Genomic DNA, 13949 nt, shown 5'->3' with positions numbered 1-13949 from the left:
TCTGCCCTCCTGACGGCATGCCTTGTAACTTTTTGCAGGGGTGAAATATCTTTCCCGGCGCTTTATAGTGGCCGACCTCCGTTTCATCAAGTAGCGAAGCCCCACATGTCCGAGCCACGCAAGATCCTCGTCACCAGCGCCCTGCCCTACGCCAATGGTTCGATCCACCTTGGCCACATGCTGGAATATATCCAGACCGATATGTGGGTGCGCTTCCAGAAGCATCGCGGCAATCAATGCATCTATGTCTGCGCCGACGACGCTCATGGTTCGGCGATCATGCTGCGCGCAGAAAAGGAAGGCATCACTCCGGAACAACTGATCGCCAACGTGCAGGCTGAACACAGCGCCGACTTTGCCGAGTTCCTGGTCGATTTCGACAACTTCCACTCCACTCACGCCGAAGAAAACCGTGAGCTGTCGAGCCAGATCTATATCAAGCTGCGTGACGCCGGGCACATTGCCCAACGCTCGATCACCCAGTATTTCGACCCGGAAAAGAAAATGTTCCTGGCCGACCGCTTCATCAAGGGCACCTGCCCGAAATGCGGCACCGAAGACCAGTACGGCGACAACTGCGAAAAATGCGGTGCGACCTACGCACCAACTGACCTGAAGGATCCGAAGTCGGCGATCTCTGGCGCCACTCCGGTGCTCAAGGATTCCCAGCACTTCTTCTTCAAGCTGCCGGACTTCCAGGAAATGCTGCAGGCCTGGACCCGCAGCGGCACCCTGCAAGACGCGGTCGCCAACAAGATTGCCGAGTGGCTGGACGCTGGCCTGCAGCAGTGGGACATCTCCCGCGATGCGCCGTACTTCGGTTTCGAGATCCCGGGCGAGCCTGGCAAGTATTTCTACGTGTGGCTGGACGCACCAATCGGCTACATGGCCAGCTTCAAGAACCTTTGCGAGCGCACGCCTGCGCTTGATTTCGACGCGTTCTGGGGCAAGGACTCCACCGCCGAGCTGTACCACTTCATCGGCAAGGACATCGTCAACTTCCACGCGCTGTTCTGGCCAGCCATGCTAGAAGGTGCCGGTTTCCGTAAACCGACCGCGATCAACGTCCACGGCTACCTGACCGTCAACGGCCAGAAGATGTCCAAGTCCCGTGGCACCTTCATCAAGGCGCGTACTTATCTGGATCACCTGTCGCCGGAATACCTGCGCTATTACTACGCGGCCAAGCTGGGCCGTGGCGTCGATGACCTCGACCTGAACCTCGAAGACTTCGTGCAGAAGGTCAACTCCGACCTCGTCGGCAAAGTGGTCAACATCGCCAGCCGTTGCGCCGGTTTTATCCACAAGGGCAACGCCGGCCTGCTGGTCGACAACAATGCCGCGCCAGAGCTGACCGAAGCGTTCCTGGCCGCAGCGCCAAGCATTGCCGACGCCTATGAAGCCCGCGACTTCGCCCGCGCCATGCGTGAAACCATGGCCCTGGCCGACCGCGCCAACGCGTGGATCGCCGACAAGGCACCGTGGTCGCTGAACAAGCAGGAAGGCAAGCAGGATGAAGTCCAGGCGATCTGCGCCACCGGCATCAACCTGTTCCGCCAACTGGTGATTTTCCTCAAACCGGTGCTGCCGCTGCTGGCCGCCGATGCCGAGGCGTTCCTCAACGTTGCCCCGCTGACCTGGAACAACCACACCACCCTGCTGGCCAACCATCAGCTCAATGAATTCAAACCGTTGATGACCCGCATCGACCCGGTAAAAGTCCAAGCCATGAGCGATGCCTCGAAAGAAGACCTGACCGCCAGCCAGACTGACACCGCTGCCGCCGCACCTGCGGGCAACGGCGAACTGGCCAAGGATCCGCTGTCGCCGGAAATCGACTTCGACACCTTTGCCGCCGTCGACCTGCGGGTGGCGCTGATCGTCAAGGCTGAAGCCGTTGAAGGGGCAGACAAACTGCTGCGCCTGACCCTCGACATCGGTGACGAGCAACGCAACGTGTTCTCCGGGATCAAGAGCGCCTACCCGGATCCGTCCAAGCTCGACGGTCGCCTGACCATGATGATCGCCAACCTCAAGCCACGGAAAATGAAGTTCGGCATCTCCGAAGGCATGGTGATGGCGGCCGGCCCCGGCGGTGAAGAAATCTACCTGCTGAGCCCGGACAGCGGCGCCAAGCCAGGTCAGCGCATCAAGTAAGACGGTGCGGTAAATCGATCCCACAGGCGTGCCCCGCATGCCTGTGGGATTTTTCATATCTGGCCCACCCATCGTGGCTGCCGGATAATGCCTAACCTTATGAGACATCCGCCCGTTTTACTGGCAGAACCATGACCGAACTCGTGCTTACGCTTTTCAGTGCTGCGCTGCTCAACAACTTCGTGTTGCACTGGCCGCTGGGCGTCGATCCGCTGTTGGCGGGCAGTCGACGTCAGGTGCATGCGCTGGGACTGGCGACGTTGTGCATGATGCTGATCGTCGGCGTGATGGGGTACGCCATCTGGCACTGGCTGCTGGTACCACTGCAACTTGAAGCTCTGCGCTTGTTCGTGTTTCTGCCGTTGAGTGTGTTGCTGATCGCTCCGCTGCTGAAATGGCTGGCGCGCGGGCTGCCCGACTGGCCATTCGACAGTTTATGGCCGCTCTTGCTGGGCAATGCCGGCGTACTTGGACTGGCGCTGATCAATGCGCAGAATGATCAGGGGCTGTTGCATGCGGCAGCGCTGAGCCTCGGCGCAGGCCTGGGCTTCTGGCTGGTATTGAGCCTGTTCAGCGATTTGCGTGAGCGCACCGCTGGCAACGATATTCCCCTGCCCTTTCGCGGCTTGCCGATCGAACTGATCAGCGCCGGACTGATGGCAGTGATTTTTCTCGGATTCAGTGGACTGATCAAAACATGAGTCTGATTCAACGCATCGATGCCCTGCTGCCTCAGACCCAATGTGGCAAATGTGGCCATCCCGGATGCAAGCCCTACGCTGAAGGTATCGCCAATGGCGAGCCGATCAACAAGTGCCCGCCAGGGGGTGACGAAACCATCGCGGCGCTGGCCGGATTGTTGAAAGTACCCGTGCTGGAGCTGGATATCAGTCGAGGTTCGGCGCCGCCACAAGTGGCCTACATTCGCGAGGCCGAATGCATCGGCTGTACCAAGTGCATTCAGGCCTGTCCGATCGATGCCATCGTCGGTGCAGCGAAACTGATGCACACCGTGTTAATCGATGAGTGCACCGGTTGCGACCTCTGTGTGGCGCCGTGCCCGGTAGATTGCATCGAGATGCATCCGCTGCCGCCGACTACGTTGCCAGTGGTGGGCGGTCTGGCGTTCAGTCTCGTGGAACAGCGCGAGCGCGCGGCCAAACGCGATCACGCGCGCCAGCGTTTCGAGCGACGCAATGCCCGCCTCGAACGCGAAGAGCAGCAGAAACAGGCCGAGCGCGAGGCGCGAGCCAAAAAGGCCGCGCAACCTGAAATCACCACACTCGACCCGGTGCAGGCTGCGCTGGAACGTGTCCGCGCACAGAAAGTGGCCACCGCCGATGCCGCGTTGAAGAAAGCCAAGATCGATGTCGCGATGAGCCGGGCGCAATTGCACAAGTCGCTGAAAGCCTTCGGCCATCCGCCGACGTTCGAGCAGCAGGCGCAATTGATTGTATTGCAGCAACAATTCGAAGCGGCTGAGCAGGCGCTGGCATCACTCGAAAGCACTGCTCCTAGCGCTCCGCCAGCACCTGCCCCGGCAAAAGACGCTGACCTGAAACGGGCGAAAATCCAGTTGGCCATGCGCCGCGCCGAACTGAAAAAAGCACAAACCGCCGAGGCTTCAACGGAGCAAATCGCGACGCTGGAACAGGCGCTGCATGACGCCGAGCAAGCCCTGCATGCCGCCGAAGCCTGCAGTGATCAGCCTGTGCCTGATCTAGTGCGCGTGGAAAAACGTCCGATCGACAGCCAGCTTCGGCAGTTGAAAACCGAATTGGCCTACGCTCGCGCCGACCTCAACAAACTGGAACGCCACACCGACACCCCAACCAAAACACTCGACAAGGCCCGCGCTCGCCTGCAAGAAGCCGAGCGTCAGGTGCAAGACCATGTCGCCCCTTGAGACACCGGACGATCGCCTGCAACAGGCGATGAAACAGGTGCTGCTCGCGACGCTGCCTGGGTTGCTGGCATTGTTCTGGTTCTACGGTTGGGGCGTGCTGATCAATCTGATCCTGGCGATTACCACCGCATTGGTCGTCGAAGCGGCGGTCACACGCTTACGTCATCAACCAATTCAGTCAACCCTGATCGATGGCAGCGCGGTGGTCAGCGCGACACTGCTAGCGGCCGCCATGCCCCCTTACTGTCCGTGGTGGCTGACGGTCACAGCGATTGCTTCTGGCCTGCTCTTCGGCAAGCACTTGTACGGTGGCGTCGGAAAAAACCCGTTCAACCCGGCGATGCTCGGATTTGTCTTGGCCATCGTGTTGTTCCCACAGCCAATGACTCATTGGCCGGCCCATGGCATGGATGTTCTGTCCGCCCTGCAACGGGTATTCAACATGGGCTCGGCGCCGGATGCCTGGGTTCAGGCTACGGCGCTGGACAGCTTGCGCATCAACAAAAGCCTGACTATCGATGAACTGTTCGCCGCCAATCCGGCGTTCGGTGGTTTCGGCGGGCGTGGCGTGGAATGGGTCAACCTGGCGTTTCTCGCCGGCGGACTGTTCCTGCTGCAACGCCGAGTGATTGGCTGGCAGGCACCCGTCGGCATGCTCGCCACTCTGTTTGTCCTCAGCCTGTTGTGCTGGAACGGCTCAGGCTCTAATTCCCACGGATCGCCGTTATTTCATCTACTGAGCGGCGCGACCATGCTCGGTGCCTTTTTCATCATTACCGAGCCGGTGTCCGGGGCTAAAACCCCGTTCGCCCGCCTGCTGTTTGGCGTCGGCGTCGGCCTGCTGACTTATCTGATTCGCACATGGGGCGGTTACCCCGACGGTGTGGCGTTTGCCGTGTTGCTGATGAATCTGTGCGTGCCCGCACTGGAACGCTTCGCCGCCGCCCGCCAGACACAGGTGAGCCCATGAACAGAACGATCAGCAGCATCACGCTGTTGTTGTTGGCCTTCATCGGTATCGGCGCGACGTATCTCGTGCAGCGCAGCAATGCGCCCCAGATCGCCGCCGAGCAGCGCCTGATCGATAACCGCAAATTACTGGATGTAATCCCGGCCGAGTCTTACGACAATCAACCGCTGGAACAACCACTGGCCTTGACCGACATTGCCTTAAGCCACAGCACGCTGGCGGGCGGCTATCGCGCGACCAAAGGCGGGCAACCGGTAGCGGTGCTGCTGCGTAGCTTGACCGAGGGATATGCCGGTGTCATCGAACTGCTGATCGCCATTGATGCCAATGGAAAATTGCTCGGAGTGAAAACTTTGAAGCAAACCGAAACCCCAGCGCTGGGTGGCGTCATTGGTGACTGGCCAAATGCCTGGCTGCAAGCGTTCGCCGGCAAATCGAACCATGAGCCGACGACCGCAGGCTGGGCGTTGAAAAAGGATCACGGGCAATTTGATCAAATGGCCGGGGCGACCATCACCTCCCGCGCAGCGATCAACGCGATCCATGATGCGCTGCGTTACTTCGATGAGCATCGGGTGGCGTTGCTGGGGAGTGGAGCATGAAGCTGTCGAACGCTTTGATGCTGGTGCTGCTGCTTGGCGCCACGCAAACGCTGGCCGCCGCGCTGGGCACGCTACTGATGTTTGTCACTGTCGTGGGCGTTTATGGTGTGTGCATGCCGCTGATGCGCTCGCGACTGACAGGGACTAGTGCATTGCTGGCCAGTTTGCTGCTCGCCGCTTCGCTGACCAGTTGCGCCGACATTCTTGCGCAGCGCTGGTTGCTGCCATGGCATCAGGCGTTCGGTTTCTATACGGGCCTGATCGCCTTGCAGTGTGTGGTGCTGGAGCACAATGGCTTCTTCCAGCAACCGCCGGCCAAGCGCTTCAAGCTAGCGGGCCTGTTTGGCGGGCTCATGCTGGTACTCGCCGCACTGCGTGAACTCATCGGTTACGGCAGTCTCGGTCGCGGGCTATCCGAACACTGGCAAGGTCTTGTTTTGCTCAACGATGGCCTGCATCTGCCAACCATGGTTCCCGGCGCCTTCATCGTGCTGGGGCTACTGCTCGCGGCCTGTCAGGCGTGGACTCGCTCGAACTCTATTTCCAAGGAATCGCATCGCCCATGAACGCCGCAAAACGTCATGAGATTTTTCGCAGACTGCATGAAGACAATCCCGAGCCGAAGACTGAACTGGCCTACTCCTCGCCCTTCGAACTGCTGATTGCAGTGATTCTCTCGGCGCAGTCCACCGACGTTGGCGTCAACAAGGCCACGGCAAAACTGTTCCCGGTGGCCAATACGCCAGCAGCGATCCATGCCTTGGGCGTCGAAGGATTGTCCGAATACATCAAGACGATCGGCCTCTACAACAGCAAGGCGAAAAACGTCATCGAGACCTGCCGTCTGCTGGTCGAACGCCACGACAGTGAAGTACCAAAGACGCGCGAAGCGCTGGAAGCCTTGCCCGGCGTTGGCCGCAAGACCGCCAACGTCGTACTCAATACCGCGTTTCGCCAGTTGACCATGGCGGTCGACACGCACATTTTCCGCGTCAGCAATCGCACAGGCATTGCGCCGGGCAAGAATGTCGTCGAGGTGGAAAAGAAGCTGATGAAGTTTGTGCCAAAGGAATTCCTGCTCGACTCCCACCATTGGCTGATTCTTCTTGGCCGCTATGTGTGTCTGGCGCGCAAGCCACGCTGTGGTAGCTGTCGGATTGAGGACTTGTGCGAGTACAAGGCCAAAACATCGGACGATTGAGCGGCTATTAGCTTTATTGATTGGTCGATTGAAAAAATCTTTTTTACCCGTCGCTGCATTACCGATATAAGGAGCGCCAAAGGCAGTCTTAGCCGGAGTTAACCTTATGAGTAGCGACAAAGAACAACTGGACATAGAAGACGACGTTGACACCGCAGACGCTGAACCAGAGGAACCGGTCGTGGAAGTCGCCAAAACCAATCTGAGCAAGCGCCGCACGATCGACAACCTGCTGGAGGAGCGCCGACTGCAAAAGCAATTGGCCGATTACGATTTTGATCTCTGACACTTGAAAGCCTCCCGAACCGGAGGCTTTTCACTTTCTATAACTAGCTGAATTCGATCGGCCCATGACCCCGTCAGCTTACTGAGGCATTCAGACAAGCCCATTACGTTGCGCCAACTCGATCAGATCAACCAGCGAGCGCGCATTGAGTTTCAGCAGCAAGCGAGTCTTGTAGGTGCTCACTGTCTTGTTGCTCAAAAACATGCCATCGGCGATTTCCTTGTTGGTCTTGCCCCGCGCCAACTGTTGCAAAACCATCATTTCCCGCCCGGAAAGGCGATCCACCATGTCGGCTTCGCTGGCATTGCCCAGACTGGTCCGCACTGTATGCAACGCCTGATTGGGAAAATAGCTGTAGCCGGACAAAACAGCTTTGATCGCGCTGAGCAACTCAGTCAGATCCTGCTGTTTACATACATAACCCGCCGCCCCCGATTGCATGCAACGCATTGAAAAATGCCCGGGCGCCTGAGAAGTCAGTACCAAAACTTTTATGGGCATCGCGACCGAAGTCAGGCGCGCAATAACTTCCAGACCATCAAGCTTCGGTATTCCAATATCCAGAATAACAATATCGGGCATTTGTTCACGAGCAAGTTGTAATGCATCTACACCGTTATCAGTTTCTGCAATGACTTCGTAGCCATGACGTTCCATCAGCATACGTACCGCAAGACGAATGACGGGGTGGTCATCCACGATCAGCACTTTATTCATGGGCAAGTCCAGTTTCGCTGTTCGAATTTTTAGAACACGCACAATAGCCCAGTCACTTGCCTTATGGCATGCCAGCGCTCTCACGCACTTGCATCGAGAGACATACCCTACGAGCATTGAGGATTAATCCTACAAAAACCTCACTCTTCTCTAAATATCCGACAAAGCACCTCGCTCACTTCCCTGCAACATTGCTGCTTTTTACCTGTAACCGCTTGCGACCGACTTCAGCGCAAAGCCGTCTCACAGCCGGGCATCATTACATCCAACCTGCGGGATCGGAGTCGAATACCAGTGCAACAACACGAACACATTGCAAATCAGAAACATCATGCAATGACGGCAATCTCCTACAACCTCAATATACAACCGACCGAATTATAAACACTTGAAACAAGATATTTATACTTAAGCAAACACTTTTGCTATAAATATAAACATCAACAGCACACTCACCCAACAAACAACAAAACACAAACCACCCACAACAAAACCATTCAAACAAAAGAGAACTTAAATGTTAAAGATAAAAAACAAAATCTCCAACCCGATGACGATCATCGCTATATTCGCCGCTATATCCGAGGCCTCCGCCGCTGTTTCTTTGCCATTCCTTGATAGCGAGGATCGCGAAATTTACGTCTGGTTCCTGATAAGCTTCCCGTTCTACTTGTTGTTTCTTTTCTTTATCACTTTAAACTTCAACTACCGCTCGCTCTATTCACCCTCTGATTTCGGCAAGGACAAGAGTTTCTTAAAAGTCATCAACAATAATTATCGCGATAACAAGCGAAACACATCACAGCAGGATCCACCCCAAGGTACTTTCGGAATATCAAGTTTCATCGTGCCCAGCGAACCCGGCGCAGCCCAAGGCAAGGAGTCGTGCAAAATCCATAACGCGCCCGACCCGCCACCAGACATCGGTTCAACGCCGAACCTGACGGTTCAACACAATATTCACTTGCCGGTCTCCATCAGCCACCTGCACATCATCGATGCAAGGAATATTGATGCTTCGAGAGAACTGAACACGATTCTGGAAAGGATCCGTCGTACCGACAAGAAAACTGCCCGAGCCATCGTATTTCTTTCCAATCATGTGTCAGACGTTTCTCTGACCAAGAGTGCGTTATTGCAAATCAGGCAAGCGAAGAAAGGCTCGGGTACAACGCTTTGTATTGTTTACAACCTGTGCTCGCAAGCGGTAACGCTGCTGGGGCGGGTTTGAGGGGTGAGGACTACCGCAGAAGCAGACAGACCAGGAACATTGCTTGATTAGCACCAAACAACGAATTGATAAAAAAGGCGGCCTTGTCTCAAAGACAAGGCCGCCTTTTCATTGCGCATCTGTCTGAACAATCTCAGAACAGTTTGCGGCCCTTGTTGGCAGCAATGCGCATGCGCAGCGCGTTGAGCTTGATGAAGCCCGCCGCGTCGGCCTGATTGTAAGCACCACCGTCCTCTTCGAACGTTGCGATGTTGGCGTCGAACAGCGAATCGTCGGACTTGCGGCCGGTCACGATCACGTTGCCCTTGTACAGCTTCAGGCGAACCACACCGTTCACGTTGACCTGGGAAGCGTCGATCATCTGTTGCAGCATCAGACGCTCAGGACTCCACCAGTAGCCGGTGTAGATCAGGCTGGCGTATTTCGGCATCAGCTCGTCTTTGAGGTGAGCGACTTCGCGGTCCAGAGTGATCGACTCGATGGCGCGGTGAGCGCGCAGCATGATGGTGCCACCCGGGGTTTCGTAGCAACCACGGGACTTCATGCCCACGTAACGGTTTTCGACGATGTCCAGACGGCCGATGCCGTGCTCGCCACCGATCTTGTTCAGTGTCGCCAGAACAGTGGCCGGGGTCATTTCGACGCCATCCAGCGCAACAATGTCGCCGTTGCGGTAGGTCAGTTCCAGATACTGCGGGGTGTCGGGAGCGTTCTCCGGGGAGACGGTCCAACGCCACATGTCTTCTTCGTGCTCGGTCCAGGTATCTTCCAGCACGCCACCTTCATAGGAGATGTGCAGCAAGTTGGCATCCATCGAGTACGGGGATTTTTTCTTGCCGTGGCGCTCGATCGGGATCGCGTGCTTCTCGGCGTAGTCCATCAGCTTCTCGCGGGACAGCAGGTCCCACTCGCGCCAAGGAGCAATCACTTTCACGCCTGGCTTGAGCGCGTACGCGCCCAACTCGAAACGAACCTGGTCGTTGCCCTTGCCGGTGGCGCCATGGGAAATGGCGTCAGCGCCGGTTTCGTTGGCGATTTCGATCAAGCGCTTGGCGATCAGTGGGCGTGCGATGGAAGTACCCAGCAGGTACTCGCCCTCGTAAACGGTGTTGGCGCGGAACATCGGGAACACGAAATCACGCACGAACTCTTCGCGCAGGTCATCAATGTAGATTTCTTTGACGCCCATGGCCTGAGCCTTGGCGCGGGCCGGCTCGACCTCTTCGCCTTGACCGAGATCAGCGGTGAAGGTCACCACTTCACAGTTATAAGTATCCTGCAGCCACTTGAGGATCACCGAAGTGTCCAGGCCGCCGGAATACGCCAGAACGACCTTGTTTACGTCCGCCATGCCATCACTCCACGGGGTTCTACGGAAAGCCGAGGAGTCTACCGCTCAAACGCGATAATTTACAGAGGCGCGACAGCTTAAGACGACAAAGCGACAGAATCTGTCGAGAGCGCGACGATGACCGGCAGGTCAGGAAGTCGCCGCGGTATTGGCGGGAGTGCTGGCCTGAGGCGCTGGAGCGGTGGTCGGGGCCACGCGCGTCAAATGTACATTCACCCGGCGGTTCTTCGCCCGATTGGCCGCATTGGTGTTCGGCACCAGTGGATAACGTTCACCGTGGAAACGCACAGTGATCTGCGATTCCTGAATGCCGTTGGCCTTGAGGAAGTCGACCACAGCCAATGCCCGGCGGCGCGACAACTCACGGTTGGTCAGGCGATTACCGCTGTTGTCCGAGTGGCCGTCAAGCTCGATGTGATTGACCGTCGGATCGGCCTTCATATAGTCGAGCATGACCTGCAGCTTGGCCTTGGCGGCGGCATCAAGATCAATGCCTTCGCCAGGGAAGCCAACCTGCGACTGTTTAATCTGATCGAAGTTCTGTGGCAGCAATTTCGCCACACAACTCTGGTATTCGTTGAACGCCTTGCTGAACTTGACCGGTAACAGGCGCACTTCCGAAACCCGGCCATCGCCCGAGGCACGGCGTACAACAGGGCTGCGCCCGTCCATCAGGCCGCTCATCAGACCACCTGCCTGAGACTGCGAACTGCTGAACAGAATGTTGCCGCTGCCCAGCCTGACAGAGCCCAGATTAATGTCGCCGCGCCCCGGCTGCCATGGCGCGGCTGCCGCGAGCAACGTCGCCGAACCGCCGCCCAGCATGGCGTTATAGGCGTTCAAACGGAATATTGCCTGCTCACCGGCCCTGCGCACGAACTCACCCGAACCGAAATCAGTGATCGGCTGCGTCAGACGGCACTCGAATTTATCGCCGGCGACCGTCCACTCAATGTTCTCCAGTCGGGTCTGGTAGGTAAGCGCCATCGCGGGAAGGCTGGCAAACACACTGAGCAAGGCTAAATAACGCTGGCGCACGGGAGGCTCCATTGGCTTCTGCAACAAAAAGACCGATACACACATGTTTACGGCATACCTATGGGATATCGGAAGGTTCCTGCAAAACTTGATAGCGAGTGCCTGCAAGAGTCTTTTCGGGTAGCATTCCCCTCAGTTTGACCCGCCTGGAATCCCCTCATGTCCGACCGCCTGACCCTGCTGCGTCCCGACGACTGGCACATTCATCTTCGCGATGGTGCTGTGTTGACCAATACCGTTGCCGATGTTGCGCGCACCTTCGGTCGCGCCATCATCATGCCCAACCTGGTACCTCCGGTGCGCAACGCCGCTGAAGCCGACGGCTATCGCCAGCGGATTCTCGCTGCTCGCCCGGCCGGCAGTGGTTTCGAGCCGTTGATGGTGCTGTACCTCACCGACCGCACCCAACCCGAAGAAATTCGTGAGGCCAAGGCCAGCGGTTTCGTGCACGCCGCCAAACTGTACCCGGCCGGCGCGACCACCAACTCCGATTCCGGAGTGACCAGCATCGACAAGATCTTCCCGGCGCTGGAGGCCATGGCCGAAGTCGGCATGCCGCTGCTGATCCACGGTGAAGTCACTCGTGGCGATGTCGACGTGTTCGACCGCGAAAAGATTTTCATCGATGAGCACATGCGCCGTGTGGTCGAGCGTTTCCCGACGCTCAAAGTGGTGTTCGAACACATCACCACCGGCGACGCCGTGCAGTTCGTCAACGAGGCTTCGGCCAACGTCGGCGCAACCATCACCGCGCATCACCTGCTGTACAACCGCAACCACATGCTGGTTGGCGGGATCCGCCCGCACTTCTATTGCCTGCCGATCCTCAAGCGCAATACCCATCAGGAAGCCCTGCTCGACGCCGCCACCAGCGGCAGTGCGAAGTTCTTCCTCGGCACCGACTCGGCACCGCACGCCCAGCACGCCAAGGAAGCCGCCTGCGGCTGCGCCGGCTGCTACACCGCGTACGCCGCCATCGAGTTGTATGCCGAAGCCTTCGAACAGCGTAATGCGCTGGACAAGCTAGAAGCGTTCGCCAGCCTCAACGGGCCACGCTTCTACGGCCTGCCGGCCAATACCGACCGCATCACTTTGGTTCGCGAAGAATGGACCGCCCCGACCAGCCTGCCGTTTGGCGAGTTGACCGTTATCCCGCTGCGCGCCGGTGAAAAGCTGCGCTGGCGTCTGCTGGAGGAACACGCGTGAGTGAAGACCATTTCGACGACGAACTGGAAGGTCAAGGTGGCGGCGGCGGTTCCCGTCATCCAATGGCAGCGCGTTTTCGCGGTTACCTGCCGGTTGTCGTCGACGTAGAAACCGGTGGCTTCAACTCGGCCACCGATGCATTGCTGGAGATTGCCGCGACCACCATCGCCATGGATGAAAAGGGTTTTGTTTACCCCGATCACACCTACTTCTTCCGCGTTGAGCCTTTTGAAGGGGCCAACATCGAAGCGGCGGCACTGGAGTTCACCGGAATCAAGCTTGATCACCCGTTGCGCATGGCCGTCAGCGAAGAAACGGCGCTGACCGATATCTTCCGTGGCATCCGCAAGGCGTTGAAAGCCAACGGCTGCAAACGGGCGATTCTGGTCGGCCATAACAGCAGCTTCGACCTCGGCTTCCTGAATGCCGCTGTTGCGCGACTGGATATGAAGCGCAATCCGTTCCACCCATTCTCCAGTTTCGACACTGCGACGCTGGCCGGTCTGGCTTATGGTCAAACCGTACTGGCGAAAGCCTGTCAGGCAGCCGACATCGATTTCGACGGCCGTGAGGCGCACTCCGCACGCTACGACACCGAGAAAACCGCTGAGCTGTTCTGCGGCATCGTCAATCGCTGGAAGCAGATGGGTGGCTGGGAAGACTTCGACGACTGATGGTTCTCGAATAAATCCCGCGCATGAAAAAACCGGCTACGTGAGCCGGTTTTTTTGTACCTTAACGTTGCGCCTTACAGGGCAGCAGCGTTCTCGGTCAGGTAAGCCGCAACGCCTTCTGGCGAAGCGTTCATGCCTTTGTCGCCTTTCTTCCAGTTGGCAGGGCAGACTTCGCCGTGCTCTTCGTGGAATTGCAGAGCGTCGACCAGACGGATCAGCTCTTCCATGTTACGGCCCAGCGGCAGGTCGTTGATGATCTGCGAGCGGACAACGCCTTTGTCGTCGATCAGGAAGGCACCACGGAACGCCACGCCGCCTTCGGACTCAACATCGTACGCCTTGGCGATGTCGTGCTTCATGTCGGCAGCCATGGTGTATTTCACCTGACCGATGCCGCCATTGTTGACCGGGGTGTTGCGCCAGGCGTTGTGGGTGAAGTGCGAGTCGATCGAAACCGCGATCACTTCAACGTTGCGTGCCTTGAAGTCTGCCATACGGTTGTCCAGAGCGATCAGCTCGGACGGGCAGACGAAGGTGAAGTCCAGTGGGTAGAAGAACACCAGGCCGTATTTGCCTTTAATGGCCGAGGACAGGGTGAAGCTGTCAACGA

At 57.7% G+C, this 13949-nt stretch carries 15 protein-coding genes; 11 read left to right on the top strand and 4 right to left on the bottom strand.

Features of this window, described 5'->3' with window-relative positions; all coding sequences use genetic code 11:
- The first annotated feature begins 105 nt into the window (after positions 1–105).
- From metG to ACIOU6_RS04735, 8 genes are all read left to right on the top strand, one after another.
- Positions 106–2157: a methionine--tRNA ligase gene (gene metG, locus ACIOU6_RS04770; RefSeq protein ID WP_401134271.1), complete on the top strand. Its 2052-nt coding sequence runs from the start codon at positions 106–108 to the stop codon at positions 2155–2157.
- A gap of 131 nt (positions 2158–2288) precedes the next feature.
- A complete protein-coding gene (locus ACIOU6_RS04765) occupies positions 2289–2858 on the top strand; it encodes an electron transport complex protein RnfA (RefSeq protein WP_401134268.1) in 570 nt (189 codons plus the stop codon).
- The gene (gene rsxB, locus ACIOU6_RS04760) at positions 2855–4063 is read left to right on the top strand and encodes an electron transport complex subunit RsxB (RefSeq protein WP_401134265.1); all 1209 of its coding nucleotides are present in this window, start codon (positions 2855–2857) and stop codon (positions 4061–4063) included. The genes ACIOU6_RS04765 and rsxB overlap by 4 nt, the downstream gene beginning before the upstream one ends.
- Positions 4050–5033, top strand: coding sequence for an RnfABCDGE type electron transport complex subunit D (locus tag ACIOU6_RS04755; protein ID WP_401134262.1), 984 nt, complete (start codon positions 4050–4052; stop codon positions 5031–5033). Before rsxB ends, ACIOU6_RS04755 begins: the two co-directional genes overlap by 14 nt.
- The gene (locus tag ACIOU6_RS04750) at positions 5030–5635 is read left to right on the top strand and encodes an RnfABCDGE type electron transport complex subunit G (protein ID WP_401134259.1); all 606 of its coding nucleotides are present in this window, start codon (positions 5030–5032) and stop codon (positions 5633–5635) included. The genes ACIOU6_RS04755 and ACIOU6_RS04750 overlap by 4 nt, the downstream gene beginning before the upstream one ends.
- Entirely contained in the window at positions 5632–6201 is a 570-nt protein-coding gene (locus ACIOU6_RS04745) for an Rnf-Nqr domain containing protein (RefSeq protein ID WP_401134256.1), read from the top strand. Before ACIOU6_RS04750 ends, ACIOU6_RS04745 begins: the two co-directional genes overlap by 4 nt.
- Positions 6198–6836: an endonuclease III gene (gene nth / locus ACIOU6_RS04740; protein WP_221732089.1), complete on the top strand. Its 639-nt coding sequence runs from the start codon at positions 6198–6200 to the stop codon at positions 6834–6836. Before ACIOU6_RS04745 ends, nth begins: the two co-directional genes overlap by 4 nt.
- 106 nt (positions 6837–6942) lie before the next feature.
- Positions 6943–7122 carry a PA3496 family putative envelope integrity protein gene (locus tag ACIOU6_RS04735; protein WP_221732090.1) on the top strand — a complete coding sequence of 60 codons (180 nt, stop codon included), beginning with the start codon at positions 6943–6945 and terminating at the stop codon, positions 7120–7122.
- A 90-nt stretch (positions 7123–7212) separates the two neighbouring features.
- On the opposite strand, the gene ACIOU6_RS04730 is transcribed toward ACIOU6_RS04735, so the two are convergent.
- The gene (locus tag ACIOU6_RS04730; RefSeq protein WP_042560733.1) at positions 7213–7839 is read right to left on the bottom strand and encodes a response regulator transcription factor; all 627 of its coding nucleotides are present in this window, start codon (positions 7837–7839) and stop codon (positions 7213–7215) included.
- Positions 7840–8356: 517 nt separating this feature from the next.
- Between ACIOU6_RS04730 and ACIOU6_RS04725 the strand changes: the two genes are divergently transcribed.
- Positions 8357–9070, top strand: coding sequence for a hypothetical protein (locus tag ACIOU6_RS04725; RefSeq protein ID WP_401134251.1), 714 nt, complete (start codon positions 8357–8359; stop codon positions 9068–9070).
- 133 nt (positions 9071–9203) lie between these two features.
- Here the strand turns inward: ACIOU6_RS04725 and ACIOU6_RS04720 are convergent, their stop codons facing one another.
- The gene (locus ACIOU6_RS04720; RefSeq protein ID WP_186622245.1) at positions 9204–10421 is read right to left on the bottom strand and encodes an argininosuccinate synthase; all 1218 of its coding nucleotides are present in this window, start codon (positions 10419–10421) and stop codon (positions 9204–9206) included.
- A 129-nt stretch (positions 10422–10550) separates the two neighbouring features.
- A complete protein-coding gene (locus ACIOU6_RS04715) occupies positions 10551–11459 on the bottom strand; it encodes an OmpA family protein (RefSeq protein WP_401134248.1) in 909 nt (302 codons plus the stop codon).
- Between the two features lie 159 nt (positions 11460–11618).
- Between ACIOU6_RS04715 and pyrC the strand changes: the two genes are divergently transcribed.
- Positions 11619–12665: a dihydroorotase gene (gene pyrC / locus ACIOU6_RS04710; protein ID WP_221732093.1), complete on the top strand. Its 1047-nt coding sequence runs from the start codon at positions 11619–11621 to the stop codon at positions 12663–12665.
- Positions 12662–13339: a ribonuclease T gene (gene rnt, locus ACIOU6_RS04705; RefSeq protein ID WP_095190452.1), complete on the top strand. Its 678-nt coding sequence runs from the start codon at positions 12662–12664 to the stop codon at positions 13337–13339. The genes pyrC and rnt overlap by 4 nt, the downstream gene beginning before the upstream one ends.
- A 74-nt stretch (positions 13340–13413) precedes the next feature.
- On the opposite strand, the gene ACIOU6_RS04700 is transcribed toward rnt, so the two are convergent.
- Positions 13414–13949, bottom strand: a 536-nt coding sequence (locus tag ACIOU6_RS04700; RefSeq protein ID WP_401134244.1) for a peroxiredoxin, incomplete at its 5' end; no start/stop codon positions are given.

This window comes from Pseudomonas sp. NPDC087615 (assembly GCF_044743445.1).
Classification (GTDB): Bacteria; Pseudomonadota; Gammaproteobacteria; order Pseudomonadales; family Pseudomonadaceae; genus Aquipseudomonas; species Aquipseudomonas baetica_A.
Note: the sequence above shows the minus strand (reverse complement) of the source record. Positions and strands in the feature narration are given on the sequence as shown.

Excerpts from the sequence above, each read along its gene's own strand:
- pyrC (WP_221732093.1), top strand. The coding sequence starts at position 11,619 with ATGTCCGACCGCCTGACCCTGCTGCGTCCCGACGACTGGCACATTCAT.
- ACIOU6_RS04750 (WP_401134259.1), top strand. The coding sequence starts at position 5,030 with ATGAACAGAACGATCAGCAGCATCACGCTGTTGTTGTTGGCCTTCATC.
- ACIOU6_RS04755 (WP_401134262.1), top strand. The coding sequence starts at position 4,050 with ATGTCGCCCCTTGAGACACCGGACGATCGCCTGCAACAGGCGATGAAA.
- ACIOU6_RS04735 (WP_221732090.1), top strand. The coding sequence starts at position 6,943 with ATGAGTAGCGACAAAGAACAACTGGACATAGAAGACGACGTTGACACC.
- ACIOU6_RS04720 (WP_186622245.1), bottom strand. The coding sequence starts at position 10,421 with ATGGCGGACGTAAACAAGGTCGTTCTGGCGTATTCCGGCGGCCTGGAC.
- rsxB (WP_401134265.1), top strand. The coding sequence starts at position 2,855 with ATGAGTCTGATTCAACGCATCGATGCCCTGCTGCCTCAGACCCAATGT.
- nth (WP_221732089.1), top strand. The coding sequence starts at position 6,198 with ATGAACGCCGCAAAACGTCATGAGATTTTTCGCAGACTGCATGAAGAC.
- ACIOU6_RS04745 (WP_401134256.1), top strand. The coding sequence starts at position 5,632 with ATGAAGCTGTCGAACGCTTTGATGCTGGTGCTGCTGCTTGGCGCCACG.
- metG (WP_401134271.1), top strand. The coding sequence starts at position 106 with ATGTCCGAGCCACGCAAGATCCTCGTCACCAGCGCCCTGCCCTACGCC.
- ACIOU6_RS04765 (WP_401134268.1), top strand. The coding sequence starts at position 2,289 with ATGACCGAACTCGTGCTTACGCTTTTCAGTGCTGCGCTGCTCAACAAC.
- ACIOU6_RS04730 (WP_042560733.1), bottom strand. The coding sequence starts at position 7,839 with ATGAATAAAGTGCTGATCGTGGATGACCACCCCGTCATTCGTCTTGCG.
- ACIOU6_RS04725 (WP_401134251.1), top strand. The coding sequence starts at position 8,357 with ATGTTAAAGATAAAAAACAAAATCTCCAACCCGATGACGATCATCGCT.